Genomic DNA, 22,000 nt, shown 5'->3' with positions numbered 1-22,000 from the left:
ACAGGCCGTCTGAAAACGATTGGCCTGATTATAGCGTTTTTTCGCCCTTTCAGGCCGTCTGAAAATATCGGTTCGCCGTATTTTTCCATTCCAAACCATGCCGTCTGAAAACAAAACGGTTTTCAGACGGCCTAAACCTTCTCCACCGCATTTTGAACCTTGTTTCGTCATTAAATTATGATACAATACGCCCCTGCTTCTGACGGGTCTGTAGCTCAGGGGTTAGAGCAGGGGACTCATAATCCCTTGGTCGTGGGTTCGAACCCCACCGGACCCACCATATTTTTAAAACCGGATATGTCTGTCTGCATATCCGGTTTTTTGTTTTCAGACGGCCTCAGGCACCCAAGGCCGTCTGAAAATAAAAAGAGCAAGGTATCCCCTGCTCTTTTTTTATTACTTATCAAAAACTCGTGCTAATCAGATACGCGGTGTAAGCCACATACGAGCCGAGTAAAATCAGCCCTTTCAGACGGCCTATCTGACCTGCGCCGCCTTTGCCCAAGCAGAAGACGAACAGCAGCACGGTCAATGCCGACATGATGGCGATGTCGCGGGTTAAGATTTCAGGTGGTGCTTCCATCGGATGCAGTACGGTCGCCAAACCGACGACGGCCAATGTGTTGAACAGGTTGGAACCGACGACGTTGCCGATGGCGATGTCGTGTTCTCCTTTTCTCGCGGCGGCGACAGAGGACGCCAACTCGGGCAGCGACGTGCCGACAGCAACGACGGTCAAGCCGATAATCAGGTCGCTCACGCCCATTTCTTGCGCCACTTCAACCGCGCCCCACACCAGCAGGCGCGAACTCAATACCAGAATCACCAAACCCACAACCAGCCAAAACAGGCCTTTTTTCAGCGGCATGTGGCTGTTTGCCAGTTCGTCGGAAATGTCTTCGACGATGTTGTCCGCACCTTTGAGGTTGGTTTTTACCGTCCAAATCATGTAGCCCAGCAAAACCAAAAGCATCACTACGCCGTCGGTCAGGCTCAGATTGCCGTCGAACAGTTGGTACGCCGCCAAAGCGGTTACGGCCAGCAAAATCGGGATTTCCACTTTAACGATTTGTTTCTGCACCACAATCGGGCTGATAAGGGCGGTAATACCCAAAATCAGGGCGATGTTGGTGATGTTGGAACCGTAGGCGTTGCCCAAGGCGATGCCGGGGCTGCCGTCGACGGCGGACATGACGGAGACGACCATCTCGGGGGCGGAAGTACCGAAGCCGACGATAACCATGCCGATTAAGAGCGGCGACATACCGAAATGGCGGGCGGTGGCGGCTGCACCGTCGATGAAGCGGTCGGCACTCCAGACCAGCAAAACGAGGCCGACAATGATGGCGATAATGGCGTAAAGCATTATATTCCTTATGTTTGGTGTGTTTTGAAAGGAAGCTATTGTAGCAGCTTTCCCGACGTTTCCAAGACGGTGCTCAGACCTGTCTTGAAAATTGATACGGCAAGGTGTGTTTTAAGTTTCAGACGGCATAATGTTTTTATTTTCGGCGGTTTGATTGGCGTTTATTCCGAATATCAGAATAATTTTGATTCTTTCCGCCCTATGCCGTCTATTCTCCGCACCTTCCGTGCTTAATCTGCCGATACTGCTGCGAACCGCTGCAAGCGGCATATCGGCTTTGTTACAATCTGCGATTATTGTCATTTGCCGATACGTTATGAATTCTTCTGCTTCTTGGTCATCCAAATTGGGCTTTATCCTTTCCGCCGCCGGCTCGGCCATCGGTTTGGGGGCGATTTGGAAATTCCCCTATACCGCCGGCACCAACGGCGGTGCGGTGTTTTTTCTATTGTTTCTGCTGTTTACGGTTTTGGTCGCGCTGCCCGTGCAGTTGGCGGAATTCTATATCGGCCGCACCAGCGGTAAAAACGCGGTCGATGCGTTCAAAACCCTTGCCCCCGGCTCGCAATGGCCTTGGGTCGGCCGTATGGGTGTGGCGGCGTGTTTCGTGCTGCTGTCGTTTTACAGCGTGGTCGGCGGCTGGGTATTGAACTACGTCGTACACGCGTTTACCGGCCAGATCCGGCCGAATGCCGATTTCGAAGCCTTGTTCAATGCGACCATTGCCAATCCTTGGGGCGTGTTGCTTTATCAGGGATTATTCATGCTGATGACGATTTGGGTGGTCAAAGGCGGGGTTTCAGACGGCATTGAGAAAGCCAACCGCTACCTGATGCCTGCCCTGTTTGTACTGTTCATTGTTTTGGCTGCCCGCTCGCTGACGCTGCCGGGCGCCATGCAGGGCGTATCGTTTCTTTTGAAACCCGACTGGTCGTATTTGACGCCGCAAACCATGCTGATGGCTTTGGGGCAGGCGTTTTTCGCTTTGAGCATCGGCGTATCGACCATGATTACCTATGCGGCTTATTTGAGTAAGAAACAGGATTTGTTCCGCTCGGGCAACAGCATCATGTGGATGAACCTGTTGGTGTCGCTGCTGGCGGGCTTAGTGATTTTTCCGGCGGTGTTTGCCTTCGGCTTTGAGCCGTCGCAAGGCCCAGGTTTGATTTTCATTGTTTTGCCGGCGGTGTTTATGCAGATTCCGTTCGGCACTGCTTTATTTGCCGTGTTTATGCTGCTGGTGGTGTTTGCCACGCTGACTTCGGCATTCTCCATGCTGGAAACCGTGATTGCGGCGGCCATCCGCCAAGACGAGAGCAAACGCAAAAGCAGCTCTTGGATAATCGGCATCGCGATTTTTATCGTCGGCATTCCGTCTGCCTTGTCTTTCGGCGTATTGGGCGAATGGAAGATTTTCGGGAAGACCGTTTTCGATTTGTGGGATTTCATGATTTCCGCCGTCATCATGCCGATAGGAGCATTAAGCGTGGCGGTTTTCACCGGCTGGATCCGCAACAAACAGTCGGTTTTGGCCGACATCGGCGAAGGCAGTACCGTACCCAAAGCCCTGATTCAGCTTTGGTTCAACGCGCTGCGCTTCTTGGCACCCGTCGCCATCGTCGTTGTGTTTGCGCATACTTTGGGCTGGATTTAAACCTGCCGCGGATACTCTGGCCGTTTAAAGCCAAAGGCCGTCTGAAAGAAGCTGGTTCTTTCAGACGGCCTTTATTATGCGGAACACGCAAAGCCCGAAACTATCCGAATGCGTCTTCAACATTTTCCTGTTTGCGCTTCCGGTTCATTCGGTATTTCACCAAAATGCTCCATGCCTGCAGGATGACCAGTTGCGACAGGACAATCACCAAAGCGATGCGGAAAATATCCCACAAAGTCCGACCGCCGACCAGCGGGCGCATAAACAGCGCGTGATGGTCGTCAATCACCAGATAGGCGGTCAACATCCACAAACTCCAAATCACCAAAAACGCCATAATACTTTTAGTGGTGATACTCAACGAGCCGCGTTTGGCCTTACGGATAACCATCTGATCGCGCAATTCCCGGTTATGCATGTCCATCTCCTTTCATTTACTGAATACCGCGATCGGGGCTGACCCAAGTCGCTTGTCGTGATTTGTCGCGGAAAACCGCTTTCGGAAAGCCGTGAATCAGCGTGATGCTGTTCATCAGCCAAAAAGCATACGGATACCAGATGCAGCTGATAAAGTAGCGGAACAGATTGCCTTCGTAGCGGCTGTCGATATAGAGGCTGACCGAAAGCTGCATCAAAAAGGCCATAAATGTCGCCAGACTGCCGACTTTGAACAAGGTCAAATCGGCGTTGCCCACCGCCATATCGGCAAGACTGACAAGCGTAAATGCCAGCAGCGAATAAGCCCAAATCAGCGTGACGAAATATTCGAAATAAAGCGGCCACAATCGGATGTTTTTCGTCTTCCAGATTTCTCCGCTGTATTTTAAAATCACTTCCGCCCCGCCCTGCGCCCAGCGCAGACGCTGCTTGTAAAGTCCGCGCAGGGTTTCGGGCATCAGCACCCAACACAGGGCGCGTGGTTCGTAAATGATTTCGTAACCCGACGTTTGGGTTTTCCAGCTGATGTCGATGTCGTCGGTAATCATGTTTTCGCTCCAGCCGCCGATCTGCTGCCACACGTCTTTGCGGATGCACATAATCACGCCGGACACGGTAAACAGCGTCCCCGCAAGGCTTTGCGAACGTTTGATCAGGCCGATAATCGAGCTGAATTCCGCCACCTGCAACTTGCCCAACACGGTGCTGCGGTTGCGCACGCGCGGATTGCCGGTGACGGCACCGACTTCCGGATTCTCCTCCAGCGTTTCGACGATGTATTCCAGCGCGTGGTAATCCAAAACCGCATCACCGTCGATGCCGACGATGTATTTGCCGCGTGCGTGTTTTGCACCGTTGTTCATGGCCGATGCCTTGCCGCCGTTTTTCTGGTCGACTACCTTGATGCGTTCCGAATGCTTTTCCCAACGCCGCAAAATTTCCAAGGTCGCGTCTTTGCTGCCGTCGTTGATGAACACCAATTCGTAATTGGGGTAAGTGAGCTTCAGCAAATGCGGAATCGACTCGTCCAAATTGTCGGCTTCGTTGTAGCAGGGAATCAACACGCTGACCATCGGTGCGGTTTCGTCAAAAACAGGTTTGTCACCGCGCCGCTCCCACATCAGGAAATAAATCATGCCCGACAAGGTCCAGTAAACGGCCATCACGCCCGGATAAAGCATGACAAAAATCGCGAGATATTCGTACCAATTCATAACACACTGTCTTTTTTAATTTTGTGAGCGTAAGGTTTCAGACGGCATTCGAGGCCGTCTGAACATTTTTATTTATTTAATGCCGAATACCGGTTTCACGACTTTCAAATCCGGACGGTTGCCGACGAAATCATCACTGAACGCCGCACCTTTGAAACGCGCTTTGCGTACCTGCATGATGCGTTCGGCCAAGGTTTCCGAACTCATCAGCTGCCGGCCGTCGTCGGCGCGGTTGGGGATATGGAACACCAGTTTGTCATGCGGCAAATCGGTATTGCGCAAACTGCCCAGCAAACCGCCCAGCCATGTTCCGTACTCCACCTGCCACTCCGCACCCGGCGAATAAGGCGCGGTATGAATGACGACATGGTTGTAATGGTTCGCAAATTTGGCCAGATCCTGCCCGAAGCGAACCGGTTTTTCAGACGGCACCGCCGCTTCGGCCCAAATGCTGCGCGCGGTTTTCATTTCGTTGACACCGTTGTAGCTGTATTGCAGGGCGGCTTTTTTCAGCATGTCGGAATAGGCAATCAAGGCATCGGTTTTGGCGGCGTCGTTGCCTTTGTCGGCGGCTTCGAATTCGGTGATGAAGCCGTCGTCGCCGAACGACAAGCCTTTGAAGCGGCTGTTAAAGGCCAAATCTTCGTAAATCTCTTTCACGGCTTGGCGGTTTTTCGCGTTGTAAGGCGACAGGCGTTTCACCGCATGGGCATTCAGACGGCCTGTGCGCGAATCGGTCAGATATTCGTAGCCGTCACCCAAGTCAAACGCCAGCATCGGCATCCATGCCTTCACTTCCACGTTCGCACGCGTATTGAGCTGCCAAGAAACCTGGCTGAACAAATCGGCCTTCAGCTTCAAATGGCGGTTGGGGAAATACGCGCTGTCGGCTGCGCCGTCGCCGTTTTCGTCGGACACCGCCTGCAGATAGACGGTTTTCGTACCCAACGCCCACATTCTATGGATTAATTTATCGTAATTTTGGTTTTGCTTGACCGGATCGGCGTTGTATAAATCATCAAGTTTGACGTATACCGCGCGCTCGTTGGGCAGCACGAAATATTTGTCTTCCAAATACGATTTCAGATGGCCGAAGGTGGTTTCCTGGTCAACCAGCGAGCGGCCGATGCTTTGCGCGCCGATGGTGCTGAGCTTTTCGTCTTTCAGGGTCATGTCGTCGTGGAAACCCAATTCACGGGCAATATCGACGGCGGTTTGGGTAAACTGTCCGTAAGGCCAAACCAACACGTCAGGCGTCACGCCGGTGCGCTGCTTCATGATGTCGCGCGATTTTTTCAAATCGTCACGGATGCGCGCGCGGTATTCAGACGGCGTTTCGTAACCTTTGTTGCGGTAATTGCCGGGGAACACGGCGGCAAATTGCGAACCGCCCGGATTGCCGGTTTTGCCGTGGTGCATATCGTGGGTATGCGACGCCATCTCAATCAAGCCGCTTTTCTGCATCTCGCGCACCTGCTCCCAAGTAATGAATGCCGAGCGCGGCAGTTTCACACCGCCATAATTGATGTGGCCGTCGGCAGGCGTTTCCATCCATGAAGTCACCAAACCGTAAACAGCCGGATAGTTGTACGCTCTGAGTACGGGATAAATGGTGGTGTAAAAGCTGGCGTAGCCATCGTCAAAAGTCAGCAACACCGGCTTGGGCGGCAGCTGGCCTTTGCCTGCACGGGCGGCCTTAATCTGCTGCCAGCTTACCGGCGTGTAGCCGTTGTCGCGCAGCCAGTTGAAATGGGCAATCAAACGTTCTACGGTAATCGTTTGCGGGAAATAGGTTTTACGCACTTCCTGTGACAGATTGGCCGTAACGGAAGGCCTGCTTTGGTCGATCACGTCGTGATAACACATCACGCCGTATTTCACCTCGGCAGCCGCCCATGCGGAAGGCAGCGCGAGGGCGCATAAAAGTGGGAATAAGATACGTTGTTTCATGTCGGTTTCTTTGTCGTTGCGGGTATTTTTCAGACGGCACGGACAAGAGGCCGTCTGAAAAATACCGGGTTTATTTGAGTTTCACGTTCAAGCCGATGTTGCCGAAATTCTGGAATTCGGGTTCACCGTCGTACATGGCCTGGCGGCGGCCGAATTCATAATTGACGCTGAGCTTTTTGCCCAGCTGCCAATCGTGGCCGTATTTGAGCAGCCAGGTATTCTCGGCATCCACATCCGCCTGCCAGTAACGCCCCAGACCGGCGGTCAGGGTTTGCTGCAGTCTGACATTGTTGTCGAAGGGTTGGTTGTAGGCCAAGGATAAAGTGCCGCTCAAACTTTTGCTGTTTTTCGGATTGTAGTAATAGGCTTCGGGAATATCTTTGTTGCTGCTGTAATCCGCCCACAGCGAACTGGAGAGTTTCCAGCGGTTGTATTGGTAAAGATTGCTGGAAAGCCAGACATAGGCGGTTTTGCGCACGTTGCCGTCTTCAAAATCCATCACGCCCGCACCCACACCCATACGGGTTTTGTCCGAATGATTGTAATCGGCGCCGATGGTGTATTCGTTGGTATGCACATCCTGCTTCAGGGCTTTGGTCGGCGTATTCGCGCTGTTGTAGGCGGCATCGGCTTTCAGGCTCAGGCGGCTGTTGACCTGGTAATTCACGCCCGCCTTGGCGTAAGGTTTCTTATCCAGCTCCAAGCCGTGGCCGGCTTCCACGTTGACCGTAGCCGGGTGCATGCTCAGTTCCGCACCGATACCGACACGCCCTGCCCGCAGCGGATCGCCGTAGTTGGGAACGTAAGTGGTCTGCTCGGTGATGTAGGCACGGTGTCCTTTGCTGCTGCGTTGGCTGTACAAAGTGGCGTTTTGACCCCACTCGGTTTTTTCGGCCGGCGACGTCGCTTTCATGGCATTGGCCCGCACGCTCAAAGCCGGTGCGCGTGCCAAATCGTATTCTTTGAAAAACCCTTCATAGGTCAGGTTGTCGCGGCTGACGTTTTGCACGGTTTTACCGACTTCGCGCCAATTGCCGTCGGCCATCTGCATGGAAGCGATTTTGCTGTCGACCCACGCTTGCGATTCGGGCGACAAGAATTCTTTCGAGCGTTCAAACCACATCAATGCTTCGCCCGCATCACCGTTCCAATAGGCCAACTCGCCGCGCAGTACTTGCGCCCAAGGGTCGGCAGGATGGTCGGCAATCCATGCGTCCATTTCCTTGATGGCTTTTTTCATGTTGCCGCTCCAGGCGTCCAGACGGGCGTTCCAGAAATACTGTTTGTCGTAATACGGGTTGTCGATTTCCACCGTACGGGTAAAGTCGAGCTTGGTACGGTTGGTATTCCAGTTGGGAATCTGCGCCCGGGCTTTATCGAAATGGCCCAAGTCGGAATAAGTGTTGATTAAGGCTTCGTTGATTTCGTCACCGACACGGCCGTGCTGCGCCATGTCGCGATCCGATGCCGCCTGATACAGTCTGACTGCCTTATTCGGACTGGCCACCCCCAGCAATGCTTTGGCATACGACTCTTCGACATAAGGCGGCTGCGGCCCCAGTTTGGCCAAGCGTTTGTAATCGCTTACTGCTTCTTCGGGCTTGCCGATAGCGGTAGAGGCAGCCAGACGGTCGCGCAGCGCGCTGGTGTGCAATTCGCTGCCGAACTCAGTGGCATTAATAATTGCGGTCAGTTCTTTATAGGCTTTTTTCAATTGGTGCTGGTCGTGAGTCTGCAGCGCACCACGCAAGCGTGAAGCGGCTTCGTTTTTGCGCACCCAGTCATGGTCGGCTTTGATGAAATACTGCGGGAATTGCGCCAGCAGACGCTCCTGCACGGGATAAGCCTGCATTTGCGCGGCCAGACGGTAAATCTCCAGCACGCGGTCTTTATCCGCCTTATCGTCCAAATCCTTACCCAAAACGCTCAGCTGCTCGGTGTGACTGCGGCTCAGGCTGCCCAGGTAATTGTCGGCTGCCTGCGCATCGGCGTCATTGCCGAACCGGCGGCGGTATTCCGCAATACCTGCGGCGGCCTCTTCGGTTTTCTTTTGGTCAACCGCAACCAAGGCACTGCCTAAAAAACCGATTTTCTGCTCGGGGAAACGGGTCTTCAATTCACGGTACAGTGCGGCGGAGCGGTCGAACTGCTTCAGATTGCGTGCGGCTTTGGCCAGGTTTTCCAATTCGTCGGCGGCCATTTCAGACGGCGTACAGGCGGTACACACCGCCAACGCCTGCTGAAACTGGCCGCCACGCATCAGCAGTGCAACCAAATCGGCACGGACGGCTTTGTCACCGCTTCGCGCGTAAAGTTTGCGCAAGGCTTCGACCGCTTCTATGCGTTGCGCTTCGCTGCTGCGCGAATGGATAACCCAACGTTCGCGTTCGGCATCGATGGTTTGGGCAGAGGTCACGGCCGGCAGCGTCATACCGGTCGAAACCACCAATAAAGAAAGAGGGCGGATAATATTCATTTTCAAAAGCTGTCGTAATGAGCGCAGGACTGCGCCGAATGGAAGAAGCGGTGATTTTGCTTTCGTGTCGTCAGGAAATATCAACACTATTACAAAGATTTATTTCATAATTTTGAATGATGATTCTAATGTATCCACATAAATACTCAACCGATTAACTTTTTTCGGCGATATTTTCAATTAAGCGGATAAATCATCATGATTGAAATAGTTTCTGTAACAAAACCGAAACAAAAAAGAGGCCGTCTTTTCAGACGGCCTTAAAGAAAACTCTTGCAGCTGGGAGTGATAGCAAGAGATTACGACACTTTTAACAAAGCGTTCAGAGAAAAAGATTCGCTCAATGCAGGGATGGCGGCGGAATGCGTCGCCACGGTAATGCCCAAATCGCGCATGTCTGCGATGGCGGTCAGCGTGGTTTCGGGCGTATAGCCGCAACATGCGCTCAGGTTGACGATGACGTGTAAGTCCCGGTTGTACCACATCAGCTGTTTGGCGGTGTTGGTTACCGCTTCTTCGGTAGCCAGTCCGCCCAAAATCACGGTATCCGCCTGCTGGCGGTAGAGCCATTCCATCAAACCGGTGCTGCGTGATTCTTTGGCATCGTGAAAGCAGACGCCGTGGCGGTAGTCGCCGTCGGTTTCGACGGCATGATCGTAATCGGCAGGACACGGAAGGCCTGCGAACAGATGGTTGCTGCGGCAATGGTCTTTCATTTTGCCGAACACCGATCCGCTGCGGTTTAAAGGGGCTTCGATGCAGCTTTGGCAGAAAAAGCCGCTGGTCGAACCGATGTTTTCAATCAAGACGCGCTTATCCGCCAAACGCGCCTGACGGTTTAATTCGTCAACGATGTTCTCGGGCTGGTGCAGGAAGCGTTTCTCGTTTGCAGCCATGCAGGAAAACCGGTATTGCGGTTGAATGTCGATAGCGATGGTTGTCATGATGTTTCTCCAATGTCGGAATCGGATAAATCCGGCCATAACGAACAGATAGACAAATGGTCATTAAACAGGATAATCGGTTTTTATTTGATGAACGGTATAATATTAGGATAAACGCAATATTGCAAGCGAATATTTTGAGAAATGAAATAATAGATGTAGTGAATATTGAAAAGGTTGGCTTCCAACCGACAAAACAATCCTATATTTCCAATAAAATTCATATACCTAAACCATATGTAAAATTTTTGGATTTTTTTACACACGCTGACATTCCGGCAAGATTTTTTATGCCTTATGGGTAAAAAAGACACAAAAAGGCCGTCTGAAAATATTTTCAGACGGCCTGCAAACTTGTTTATCCAATCACTTCCAAACGGTTATCCGGCATCACCAGCCAAACCTTAGCCCGCTTAACTTGCGCGGCCCGCCGGATTTCGTTTTCCGGCATCACCGCAAACGCGGTCGAAAACGCATCAGCTGCCGCCGCAGTCTCCGCCATCACGCTGATGCTGCGGTAGCGCGGCGTACTCGTACCCGTGCGCGGGTCGAACAAATGGGTAAACCTGCCCGCTTCGTCCATCGTCGTGCCGTAACCGCCGGAAGTGGCAAAGGCTTCGTTTTGCAGCGGTACGGTTTGCAGCACGGCGGTTTCGTCTTGCGGATTGCGGATACCGACCTGCCATGTGCGTTCGCGGCGCGTGTCCAAACCGCGGATTTCGCCCATATCGGCCAAGGCTTGTTCTACGCCGTTTTTCCTTAACAATTCAACCACTTTGTCGGTAATATAGCCCTGCGCGATGCCGTTGAGCGACAAACCCATGCCGCGTTCTGCAAAGCGGATTTCCGTATCGTCAAATTCCACTTTATCAAAACCGACTTTCCGTAACACTTCCCTGATTCCGCTTTGCGGCGGCGGGGTCTGCGCATTCGGATGCCGTCTGAAATAATCGGCGTAAAAATTCCACAGCGGCTGGATGCTCGGGTCGAACGCGCCCTGCGTCAGACGGTGAATCTCCTGACTCAAACTCAAAACCGCCAGCAAATCCGCCGGCGGATGTTTCAGACGGCCTTCGCGGTTCAGACGGCTGATGACGCTGTCGTCGCGGTACAGGCTGAAAATCTTTTCCAAACGCGCCACTTCCGCCAATACTTTGTTGACCAAATCACCGACCTGTTTGCGGTCAACGCCGTACAGACGCAGCTCTGCCCCCGAACCCAGCGCAATGCCTTTCCAGACAAAGGGTTGCGCTTCGTTGCCATCCGTTTTTTCAGACGGCCTGTTCAACACAAACGGCAAAGCGACACCCCCGCCGACAACAGCGGCGATGCTTAGGAAACGGCGGCGGGTTAAGGGGGTGTTCATAGATTTTTTACAATGTCATCAAAGTTAAGCGGACTAAAAACCATACCGGCAATTTTAAAACAGCAGTAACCTGCCCCTCTCCTGCGCCTAGCGCGGGGGAGGATTGGGGAGGGGGGTGATGTTTCGGCAGAAACATTTCAATCTGCCGAATCCCAAGCAAAATGTATAGTGGATGAAAATAAGAAAAATACAAGACGGCAAGCCGAAGACAGTACAGATAGTACGGCAAGGCGCAGACAACGCTGTAGTTTTCTTATTTTCATCCACTATACTTCTGCGAAGTACCACCCCCATCCTAACCTTCCCCCGCGCTAGGCGCAGGGGAAGGAACAGATTTCAGAAACATCAAAATACGCAGGCCGTCTGAAAGGTTCGGAAATATATTTTAAAGAAATCCCTTGCCAGTAAATTGACTCTAAACATTAGGCCGTCTGAAAACAAGGTTACTTTTCAGACGGCCTCAATCCAACTGATTTTATTTAAAAATATACTCTTCAGGCATTTCGTCAAAGCCCACGACTTTGCCGCCCTTCTCTTTGGCAAACTGCTCCGCTTTCGCTTTGTCGGCAAACGGCAGCGCGTCTTCCGAACCCATGCCGCCGATAAAGCCGCTGTCGATGACGTACCACGCTTTTTTCGCGTCTATCCATGCGTCGTTGGCGTTCGGTTTCGCCCAATCGGTCACTTGCCCCATGTCGGTCACATACATCACATGGATGCCTTTCGGCTCTTCGGGCAGCTTGGTGTAGCCGAACATCTGGCGGATGGTCGAGAACCACACAGGCTTGTCGGGCTTGCCGTTGAGGTAAAGCTGCGCTTTGGGGCCGTCGTGTTCGCTCAGGTTCATGGTGCAGTAATGGCCGGTCGATTGTTCGGTAATCGGCGCGGGCGCGGGCGGCGGCGCGGTGTTTTCTTTCGCGCCGCAAGCGGCCAGCAGCAAAGCGGTGCACACAGTCAGGGCAAATGTCTTCATATTTGTCGCTTTCCAAAAATCCAAGCCGCAAGCAGCAAGGGAATGATGACCCACAACACTTGCGCGGTCACCAATACCGGCAAGGTCAGGCTGATTTGTTCGGTCAGGCCGGCCATGCCGGAATACATGGCGGTGTTTTCATAGCCGGTAAGATTGAGCAGGCGGTAGATGTCGGTCGGGTTGAACAATAAAATGCTTTCCACCATCGGCGCGGTCAGCGTCTGCTGCGTGTCGGCCACCAACACGCCCAGCAAAGCCATGTCGAAAATCACCACGAAAAACAGCCACACGCCGATGGCGATGCCGGCCGCGGTGCCGCGTTCTTTCACTTTCGCGCTGATCAAATAGCCCAAAGCCAAAAACGCCGCACCCAAAATCACGCTGGCACCAATCAGGGCGGCAAACGGTTTCCATGCGGCGATGTCGATGCCGCCGTTGGCCAGTTGCAGCGCGATACCGGCCAGGCCGTAACCCGCGGTCGTGGCCAAGGTCAAGATAATCAAGTGACCCAAAAACTTACCTGCCAAAATCTGGTTGCGCGAAATCGGATAGCTCAACAGCAAACCCATCGTACCGCGCTCGATTTCGCCGATGAGCGCATCATAGGCCAGCAGCATGGCAATCAGCGGAATCAGGAAAATCGACAGGCTGGAAAGGCTGACCACCGTAACCGTGAGCGGATCGACTTTGACCGAACCGGTCGGCGCGCTGCCCAAAAAGCCCAGCGACAAAGCCAATGCCGCCAGCAGCAAGGCCGCCGCCAGCACCCAGCGGTTGCGCAGGCTGTCGCGCACTTCTTTGCCGGTGATAATCCAAATCGGGTTCATACGTCTTCCCTTTTCAAAAATTCAGCATACATTTCATCGAGTGTCGGCGTATGGATGTCGAGATAGGCCAAATCATTCAAATCCCCCAACTCGGCCAACAGAGCCATGCGTTCCCCGGCTTGGCATTGCGCACGGAAATCGAGGCCGTCTGAAGACTGCCAGCGCGCCGACAAAGGCTTGCCCTGCTTCAAACGCACGGTTACGGTCAGCGGCAGCCCGCTTTGAACGTGCAATTCGTCCATGCTGCCGTCGGCGACTTTCGCACCGTTTTTCATCACCACCACGCGGTCGGCATGGCCGTCGAGTTCGGCTAAAGCGTGGGTGCTGAGCAACACGGTCGCGCCTTTGCCGTTCAATTCGCGCACCACTTCGTAAAACATCTGCCGCGAAGCGGGGTCAAGCCCCGTCGTCGGCTCGTCAAACAGCAACACTTTCGGTTCGCCCAACAAGGCCTGCGCCAAAGCCAAACGCTGGCGCATCCCTTTGGAATAGGTTCCGACACGGCGTTTGGCCGCCTGGGAAATACCGACGCGCTCGAGCAGCTCTTGGTTTTTGGTCAGCGGCTGCTTTTTCAGTTTGGCGTAAAAAGCCAGCGTTTCCAAGCCCGTCATCGACGGATGCAGCGCGACGGTTTCCGGCAGATAACCGATTTGGCTGCGCACCGCCGCACCGGCTTTGCTACCGGTTTTCTCGCCCAACAGCATCACTTCGCCCTGCGTCGGCGTAATCAGCCCGAGAATCAGCTTCATCAGCGTGGATTTGCCCGCGCCGTTGTGTCCGGCCAAGCCCACGCTTTCGCCGGCTTTCAGCACCAAATCGACATTGTCGACCGCACGCTGTCCGCCGAACTGCTTGGTGACGTTTCTCAATTCAACATGATTGCTCATGGCGTTTCCTTGTGTTGTGTTTTGTTTTCAGACGGCCTTGGAATTCGGCAGGCCGTCTGAAAAATCTTCGTGCAGCAAGTGTAGCTTGGGTTAAAAAACCAACAAATTTTTATACCTACAAATTATGTTGGGTCATGACCCCACCTGCGATTGTCAGGTGGGCAGCGAGTGCCCACCCCACCGCCTTGTGTTTTTCAGACGGCCTTTGCGGTCAGGCAGGCCGTCTGAAAACCTTATTCGTTGGCCTGTCCTGCCCATGCCGACTTGGTCTGTTTGGCGGCTTCGAGCATGGCGGTTTTGTTTTTCAGGTAAAACGGCATGGTCGGGTTTTGATGGGGCCGCATCAGCGGTTTGCTGTCCACCACGCCGCCGGGCATAATCGCGGGGAACTGGCTCTGCGCCCATTTCACGATGCTGACCGCCGGACTGTTCATCAGCAGCCGTGCCACCGGTGCGCGCCAGATGATTTGGTCGGTAATGCCGTTGGGGCGGTAGGCGCTGTCGCCGAAGCCGTCGCCGTCGAGGTCGAACGCGCTGTTGTCGCTCCAATAATTGCCGCGCCCGTCTTCCGACCAGTCCAAAAAGCGCGTGCTGACGTATTTGACTTGGCTTTCGTTGTTGATAAACGAATTGTCAGTCAATTCCGTGCCGACGATGGCGGCGGTAAAGTGGATGCCGATTTTGCATTGCTCGAAATGGTTGCCGAGGATTTTATTGTTGTTGGCGTTGTAGGCAAACAGGCATTTGTCGGCATGGTAAATCACGTTGTCCCGCACTTCCGACTGGTTGACGTAATTGAGCATGATGCCTTGGTCGCGGCTCATGACGGCGATGTTGCCGCGCACTTTGATGCGGTCGGAAAACATCATGGCGTAGGCGATGTTGTTGCCGACGGAGATGTTGTCGACGACTTCGCTGTCGTTGGTGTACATGTAATGCACGGCGAAACGCACGTCGTGAAAACGGTTGCCTTTATAGATGTTGAAGGTGCTGGCGTTGGAGAAAATCCCGTCGCGGCCTTTGGAGATGTCGTTACCGACCACTTGCGAGCCGGGCGCGTTCCACACGGTGACGCCGTTGCCGCGTTCGTTAACGCGCAGCTCGGCATTGCCGACGATTTTGTTGTCACGCACCATCGCGTCTTTCGGCCCGTGCAGGTACACGCCGACGGAGTTGTCCAGAATATCGTTTTTTTCCACCAAGGCATTGGCGGCGGTTTCTTCCAGATAAATCCCCGCGTCCATGCCCGCCAAATCCATGCCCGAACCGCGGACGGTAAGATTGCGGACAACGGAATCGGGCGCGGTCACGCTCACCGTCCGTCCCGTGCGGTCGCCTTCGATAACGGCGGAACGGTCGGCAGGCCCTTCCACGGTTAGGGGTTTGTCGATAACGATTTTGGTTTTGTACACACCCGAAGCGAGTTTGAGCGTATCGCCCGCTTGGGCTTGGCTGATGATTTCGTTGAGATTGTCCGACGGGGAAACGGTGATGACGGCGGCAAAGGCCGTCTGAAATCCTATTGCGGAGAAAAGCGCGGCGGCAAAACCGTGCAGCATATTGAGCGTGAATCGTGTGTGCATGATTTTTTCTCTTTATTTGTTTTCAGACGGCATATTACCCTCAAGGCCGTCTGAAAATATTTTTCTCTTGTTTCCGGCATTTGAGCCGTAGACTGGGCACTTGCTGCCACCGCTTCCGGAATCTTTGTTTGCACGGCATTTTGAAATCTGCGCGGGCAGCAAATACCCAACCTACCCGTGTGAAAATTTCAGACGGCCTTCAGCGTTTTTGTTTATCACAAAACCTTCTGAGCCGATTGCGCCAAAAGGCTTTGTGATAAAGGCCGTCTGAAAATATTGTCGTGTTTTCAGACGGCCTGACGCCGCTAAATCAGGCAAACCCGATTATTTCGGTTTGACAATCATCTGACCTGACATTTCCATGTGCAGCGCGTGGCAGAACCATTGGCAGTAATACCAGTGAACGCCCGGACGGTGGGCGGTAAAGGTAATCGAGCTGGTTTGCTGCGGCGCAACTTCCATCGCAATACCGTAGCCTTCCAACGTGAAACCGTGGGTCAAGTCTTCGATGGTTTCGACGTTGGTCACGATAACGGTCACTTCGTCGCCTTGGTTCACTTCGAATTGCGGCACGCTGAATGCCGGTGCGACGGCGGTCATGTACACGCGTACTTTATTGCCCTCGCGCACCACTTTGGCGGCTTTCTCCAGCTCAACGCCGTCTTTGGCGGCCATATCGGCGGCATCTTTCCACCACCAGGCGTGTTTGGTGCGGTCCCAAGATTTGGCGGGGTTCACTTTAGACGCGGCCACCAAGCAGAAGTCGTGCGGCTCGGCAAAGGTCGGATTGTCGTGAACCAGCTTCATTTCGTCGCCGGAAATGTCGATCAACTGGTCGCATTCAGGCTTCAGCGGACCGGCGTTCAGGAAACGGTCTTTCGAGAATTTATTCAGCGATACCAACCATTTACCGTCGGCTTCTTTGGTTTCGCCCATGGTCGTATGGTTGTGACCCGGCTGGTAATGAACGTCTATTTTCTGCTTAATCGGATCGATTTTCTCGCCTTTGAAGGCTTTAATCGCGTCTTCGATGTTCCATTTCACCATTTGGCTGTCAATAAACAGCGTGGTGTAGGCATTGCCGCGGCCGTCGAATGCGGTGTGCAACGGTCCCAAACCCAATTGCGGCTCGGCCACGACCACGTCGCGCGGTTGGATTTTACCGGCAAACAAATCGTCCAGTTTGCTCACGTCCAATACGGTGACGGTCGGCGACAATTTGCCGTTGAGCATGATGTATTTGCCGTCAGGCGAAGCGTTACAGCCGTGCGGCGAGTTCGGCACGGGAATGTAACGGGTGTATTTGGAATTGGCTTCGGCGCGGCCGTCCACCATTTTCACACCGTTCACTTCTTTGAAGTCGCCGTTTTTGATGCCTTCTTCAATCGCGGCCAAGTTGAACACGACCACCCAGTCCTGCTCGTTGGCGGAAGCGGCTTGGACGGTCAGACCGCGCTCGGAGTTGTAACAGGTCGAGAACGAGTATTTGCCTTGGTAGTCGGCATCGCCGTTGTCCAAGTTGCCGTCAACCAGCACCTGCCATGCGATTTCCATGGTTTCGCCGTCGATGGCGGTGTAAACCGCGTTCCAGGTTTTAGGATCGTCGGCCTTGCCGAAGCCCTCAACCGGCACGATATGCTCGCCGTTGGCAAACACATACCCTGTTTTCGGATAACGCTGCGGACGCAAACCGTGGATACCCGACGCATTCGGAATCTCAACGATTTTGTCGGTTTTCATGATTTCCAAATCCACGCGGCAGACGCGGTTGTTCGCTTTGTCGTTGGCGTAGGCGTAGCGGCCGTCGTAGGTTTGGTCGGTAAACGACAGGTGCGGGTGGTGCAGGTCGCCGTTCGGGATGCAGCGCAGGCCGCTGGCTTTCAGGAACGCATTGGTTTCGGCGGTATTTTTTTCATTCAAAATACGCAGGCTCTCGTTGGTACGTCCCCAACCGGTCGCGCTGTCCATGTTGAACACAGGGATACGCATCAGTTCGCGCATGGAAGGCAGACCCACCAAGCGCATCTCGCCGGATTGGCCGCCCGACAGAAAACCGTAGTATTGGTCAAGTTCGCCCGGACCGACATGAGCAGACTGGCCGCCTTCGCCGCCGTGTGCGTCGGCTTTGGCCGCAGGTGCGGAACCGGCCGCACCGGAAGCCGCGCCTTTATCGCCTTCGGCATTGGAACAACCGGCCAGACCCAACAGACCCGCACCGGCAATACCGGCACCGGAAACCGCGGCCGTGCCTAAGAATGAACGGCGGCTTAAGCCGTTTTGTTCTAATTTTTCGTCTGACATAAAATTCTCCTTGGGATGAAATCGGTATTGGTCTTTTCAGACGGCCTACCATGGGATACAGGGAAACTTGTTCAACTTACTTATCGACTGTGATTTTCGCAGCCGGTTTGACAAAATGGACGACATGCTCGGTCACTTTCGCCGCGGTTTCGGCTTCATTGTCGGCTTTTGCCGCAGCCTGACGGCGTTTTTTCTTATTGTCGGCAACCACTTGCGGACAGCGCGTATCATGGTGGTACATCACTTGGCAATGCAGGCACTGGATACACTCGTTCGGATGGATGTCGCCTTCCGGCGCAATCGCCTGTACCGGACATTCGTGGGTACAGATCTGACACGGATTGCCGCACATTTTGTAACGGCGCAGCCAGTCGAAAATACGGAACCGCCCTGGAATCGCAATCGCCGCACCCAACGGACACAGATAGCGGCAGAAGAAGCGTTCGATAAACAGACCGGCCGCCAGCAATGCCGCGGCAAACAGCACAAACCACCATTCGCGCATGAATTTCAAAATAATCGCGGTTTTAAACGGTTCGATTTCGGCCAGATGTTCTGCCAGACCCAAGTCGTAAAGCGACACCGCCAGCAAGCCGAAGAAAATCACATATTTAATCGCACTCAAGCGGGTGTGCAGCAAATGCGGCACGGTGATTTGTTTCACGCCCAGTTTTTTCGCCAGACGGTTGCTCAATTCCTGCAAAGAACCGAACGGACACAGCCAGCCGCAGAATGTCCCCCTGTTCCACAACAGCATCGTCGCTGCGGTAAACAGCCACAGAATGAACACCAGCGGATCCATCAGGAAAAATTCCCAGTGGAAATCGGTCAAAATCGCGGAAAACAGCGTCAAGGTGTTCACCACCGACAATTGCGCCTGAGCATACCAACCGATGTAGAACAACGTAAACGTCAGGAAGGCGATGCGGAAACGGTCATACCATTTTTCATAACGCACAATCCAGTCTTGGAACAGGAACACCAGCAGCAGAATGGTCAAGGCTATGCCGACGACGATAATCTGCCCTTTTTTCGCCTGCCAAATCTGTTTCCACAATTGGTTGGATACGCCGTCATCGGTGGCGGCTTCCAGAATGCCGGCGGTTTGGTTGGCCTTGGGTTTCGCTTCCTGCGCAGGTTCTTCGATCGGCGCGGTAACCGTGACCGGCTCGGCTTTCGGGTCGTCAACGTAATAGCCCTGCGGCAGTTCATAATCCAAATCGGCGGTAACGAAGGCTTTGTCGTTCACGCTCAACACGCGCTGAATCATCAACTGGATGCGCCACGGTTCGGCTGCGTCAAACTGTACGTCTTCAGGAATCGTAAACCACGATACTTCTTTGAATGCTGGCGCACCTTCGGCAGCCAAAGCCACCACGCGTTCGTGTTGCGCGTCGGTAAAACGGAAACTGGTATCGCCCTGAATCATCTCGATACGGTCGAAAATGCCGCCGCGCACATAGCCCGAGCCTTTCCAGGAATAACGCCCTTCCCCTGCCACCAGCACGGCCTGCTGACCCGGTTTCAGACGGCGTTGCAGGTTGTTCCAGCCCGCCTCGCCCAATAAACTTTTACCGATGGAAGGCTGGCTGACCACCGCTGCATACATATCGACAAAGGTCTCGTCACCCGGCCCTTTTTCCGCGTGCTCGGCAGAGCCTTCTTTACCGTTTTGCTCGAAAAGTCTGTTTGCTTCGTCAACGGTCATGTGCAGCTTGGCAACGGCTTTTTGTTCCAGCAGCGCGTTCCAAGACTGGATGTCCTGCTTGTCCATATTGACGGCACGGCGCGGACGGGTTTGCACCGCAGCGGCCGGCACATCGGAAGCCGCCGCACCATCTGCGGCAGTCCCTGCGGCAGCGGCTGCCTGCGCCGTACCCAATTTATATTGGTGGGCGATTGCTTTAATCGAACGCTGCATACTGTCGTTAATCACCATCAGCGTCACGGTTGCGCCACTGATGATGTCGGCAGGGGCTACCCCGGGTTTCGGCGGCGTGGTAATGAAATTCAAGCCGACGTAGTTATCAATGAATTTATCGATACGGGATTGGGGGATGCCGATGAGCATAATCGGTTCGTTGTGCGCCACCAATTTGGCACCGGCAATCGTACCGTCGTTTGACAGCGCAACCATGGTATCAATCGGTTTGCTCGAGTAACCGCGCGTATTGACGGCATCGGTCGTGATGAAGACCAAGCCGAGCTGCTCATCGCCTTTATAGACGCGCGCAATCATCGGCTTACCTTCAGGCTTACCGTAACGGTCGGCCGTCGGGAAAATTTCAGACGGCTGGATTTTGCTTAAAAATTCGGGCAAACGCTCGGCATAAACAGGCAGGCTCGACACCGCCAACAATACCGCCAAGATAACGGCAGCCAACCGCCCGAGCAGACCCGTATGCTCCGCCCTTTCCATCTCAAAACCGGACATCATCTATCCCCGATGCTCTGTTACTCAAAACAATTATATTATATGAATCATCTGACCTTGATTATTTGATGTATATCAAGTTTACAAATCTTAAAGTGTATTTATTATGCGTTGTAATTCTTTATGATTAAAACAGATATGAATACGGCTACGAAAGATGTGTAATCAATCAGCCGATAATATCATCCGGTAAAATTTCATTTGATTTCAATCTTTATAAATTATGCCGGATGATTGCAAACAGGCCGTCTGAAAATATTACACAATCATCTTTCAGACGGCCTTGACTTAGATTAAATGTATTTGAACGGTTTGGCATATCAAATGCCGTCTGAAAATTTCAGACGGCATGGCCAAACTGCGACCTTTGCAAAATTGAGATCACCCCTGAAATTTATTATTCGTCATTAGCCGCGCAAGTCCGCTGCACTTCCGTTTTTTCAACTCGTGCACCGACAATTTCCCAATCCTAAATAACACTCTACGATGAAATGCAATCCAAGCAATTGACAATAAAAAATGCCGTCTGAAATTTTCAGACGGCATTGCTGATACTGAATCATCAAAATCAGTTTTTATCCAAATCAACCAATTTGTTTTTGGCAATCCACGGCATCATGCTGCGCAGTTGCGCACCGACTTTTTCGATTTGGTGGTCGGCGTTCAGACGGCGGCGGGCGGTCATGCTGGCGTAGTTAGTTGCACCTTCTTGGATGAACATTTTCGCGTATTCACCGCTTTGGATGCGGTAGAGCGCTTTTTTCATCGCTTCTTTGGTGGCGGGCGTAATTACTTCTGGGCCGGTAACGTATTCGCCGTATTCGGCATTGTTGGAGATGGAGTAGTTCATGTTGGCAATACCGCCTTCGTACATCAAGTCCACAATCAGTTTCAATTCGTGCAAACACTCGAAGTACGCCATTTCAGGAGCATAACCGGCTTCCACCAAGGTTTCGAAACCGCATTTCACCAATTCGACCGCACCGCCGCACAATACGGCCTGTTCGCCGAACAGGTCGGTTTCGGTTTCTTCGCGGAAGTTGGTTTCAATCACGCCGCCTTTGGTGCCGCCGTTGGCCGCCGCGTAAGACAGGGCGATGTCGCGCGCTTTGCCGGAATTGTCTTGGTAAACGGCAATCAGCGAAGGCACGCCGCCGCCTTTCAAAAATTCGCTGCGCACGGTGTGACCCGGGCCTTTAGGCGCAACCATAATCACGTCCACGTTTGATGGCGGCACGATTTGGTTGTAGTGTACGTTGAAGCCGTGGGCAAATGCCAAAGCCGCGCCGTCTTTCAGGTTGGGTGCGATTTCGTTTTTGTAGACAACCGGCTGGTTTTCGTCCGGCAGCAGAATCATCACGACATCGGCTTCTTTGGTCGCCTCGGCAACGGTTTTCACATTGTGGCCGGCTTTGACGGCTTTGTCCCAAGACGTACCTTGACGCAGACCGATCACCACGTTTACGCCCGAATCTTTCAGGTTGGCCGCATGCGCGTGGCCTTGCGAGCCGTAGCCGATGATGGCGACGGTTTTGCCTTTGATCAATGACAGGTCGGCGTCTTTATCGTAATAAACTTGCATTTCAA

At 53.3% G+C, this 22,000-nt stretch carries 15 protein-coding genes and 1 tRNA gene; 2 read left to right on the top strand and 14 right to left on the bottom strand.

Annotation, left to right across the window (positions count from 1 at the left end):
* The first annotated feature begins 204 nt into the window (after positions 1-204).
* Positions 205-280 (top strand) — tRNA-Ile (locus ACM67E_RS02680).
* A 123-nt stretch (positions 281-403) separates the two neighbouring features.
* Here the strand turns inward: ACM67E_RS02680 and ACM67E_RS02675 are convergent.
* Positions 404-1,366 (bottom strand): calcium/sodium antiporter, encoded by a 963-nt coding sequence (locus tag ACM67E_RS02675; protein ID WP_416192090.1) that lies wholly within the window; start codon positions 1,364-1,366, stop codon positions 404-406.
* A 316-nt stretch (positions 1,367-1,682) separates the two neighbouring features.
* Between ACM67E_RS02675 and ACM67E_RS02670 the strand changes: the two genes are divergently transcribed.
* Entirely contained in the window at positions 1,683-3,020 is a 1,338-nt protein-coding gene (locus ACM67E_RS02670) for a sodium-dependent transporter (RefSeq protein WP_416192089.1), read from the top strand.
* Between the two features lie 100 nt (positions 3,021-3,120).
* On the opposite strand, the gene ACM67E_RS02665 is transcribed toward ACM67E_RS02670, so the two are convergent.
* The 13 genes from ACM67E_RS02665 to ilvC form a co-directional block, all read right to left on the bottom strand.
* Positions 3,121-3,444 (bottom strand): hypothetical protein, encoded by a 324-nt coding sequence (locus ACM67E_RS02665; RefSeq protein ID WP_416192088.1) that lies wholly within the window; start codon positions 3,442-3,444, stop codon positions 3,121-3,123.
* A gap of 10 nt (positions 3,445-3,454) precedes the next feature.
* Entirely contained in the window at positions 3,455-4,672 is a 1,218-nt protein-coding gene (gene pgaC / locus ACM67E_RS02660) for a poly-beta-1,6-N-acetyl-D-glucosamine synthase (protein WP_416192087.1), read from the bottom strand.
* A 72-nt stretch (positions 4,673-4,744) separates the two neighbouring features.
* A complete protein-coding gene (pgaB, locus tag ACM67E_RS02655; protein ID WP_416192086.1) occupies positions 4,745-6,622 on the bottom strand; it encodes a poly-beta-1,6-N-acetyl-D-glucosamine N-deacetylase PgaB in 1,878 nt (625 codons plus the stop codon).
* A 70-nt stretch (positions 6,623-6,692) separates the two neighbouring features.
* Positions 6,693-9,098: a poly-beta-1,6 N-acetyl-D-glucosamine export porin PgaA gene (gene pgaA, locus ACM67E_RS02650; protein ID WP_416192085.1), complete on the bottom strand. Its 2,406-nt coding sequence runs from the start codon at positions 9,096-9,098 to the stop codon at positions 6,693-6,695.
* A 299-nt stretch (positions 9,099-9,397) separates the two neighbouring features.
* Positions 9,398-10,042 carry an isochorismatase family protein gene (locus tag ACM67E_RS02645; protein WP_416192084.1) on the bottom strand — a complete coding sequence of 215 codons (645 nt, stop codon included), beginning with the start codon at positions 10,040-10,042 and terminating at the stop codon, positions 9,398-9,400.
* A gap of 358 nt (positions 10,043-10,400) precedes the next feature.
* On the bottom strand, positions 10,401-11,408 hold the full coding sequence (locus ACM67E_RS02640) for an FAD:protein FMN transferase (RefSeq protein ID WP_416192083.1): 1,008 nt from the start codon (positions 11,406-11,408) through the stop codon (positions 10,401-10,403).
* A 475-nt stretch (positions 11,409-11,883) separates the two neighbouring features.
* A complete protein-coding gene (locus ACM67E_RS02635) occupies positions 11,884-12,381 on the bottom strand; it encodes a nitrous oxide reductase accessory protein NosL (protein WP_416192082.1) in 498 nt (165 codons plus the stop codon).
* Complete coding sequence (locus tag ACM67E_RS02630; RefSeq protein WP_416192081.1) at positions 12,378-13,208, bottom strand: ABC transporter permease; 831 nt, start codon at positions 13,206-13,208, stop codon at positions 12,378-12,380. The genes ACM67E_RS02635 and ACM67E_RS02630 overlap by 4 nt, the downstream gene beginning before the upstream one ends.
* Positions 13,205-14,095: an ABC transporter ATP-binding protein gene (locus tag ACM67E_RS02625; protein WP_416192080.1), complete on the bottom strand. Its 891-nt coding sequence runs from the start codon at positions 14,093-14,095 to the stop codon at positions 13,205-13,207. Before ACM67E_RS02625 ends, ACM67E_RS02630 begins: the two co-directional genes overlap by 4 nt.
* 233 nt (positions 14,096-14,328) lie before the next feature.
* A complete protein-coding gene (locus ACM67E_RS02620; RefSeq protein ID WP_416192721.1) occupies positions 14,329-15,654 on the bottom strand; it encodes a nitrous oxide reductase family maturation protein NosD in 1,326 nt (441 codons plus the stop codon).
* 348 nt (positions 15,655-16,002) lie between these two features.
* A complete protein-coding gene (gene nosZ / locus ACM67E_RS02615; RefSeq protein ID WP_416192079.1) occupies positions 16,003-17,979 on the bottom strand; it encodes a TAT-dependent nitrous-oxide reductase in 1,977 nt (658 codons plus the stop codon).
* 76 nt (positions 17,980-18,055) lie between these two features.
* On the bottom strand, positions 18,056-20,413 hold the full coding sequence (locus tag ACM67E_RS02610) for a 4Fe-4S binding protein (RefSeq protein ID WP_416192720.1): 2,358 nt from the start codon (positions 20,411-20,413) through the stop codon (positions 18,056-18,058).
* 568 nt (positions 20,414-20,981) lie between these two features.
* Entirely contained in the window at positions 20,982-21,995 is a 1,014-nt protein-coding gene (gene ilvC, locus ACM67E_RS02605; protein WP_416192078.1) for a ketol-acid reductoisomerase, read from the bottom strand.
* Positions 21,996-22,000 lie beyond the last annotated feature (5 nt).

Origin of the sequence: Neisseria sp. CCUG12390 (genome assembly GCF_047837985.1) — a bacterium.
Classification (GTDB): Bacteria; Pseudomonadota; Gammaproteobacteria; order Burkholderiales; family Neisseriaceae; genus Neisseria.
The sequence above is the reverse complement of the archived record's forward strand: the minus strand, read 5'-3'. Positions and strand labels throughout refer to the sequence as shown.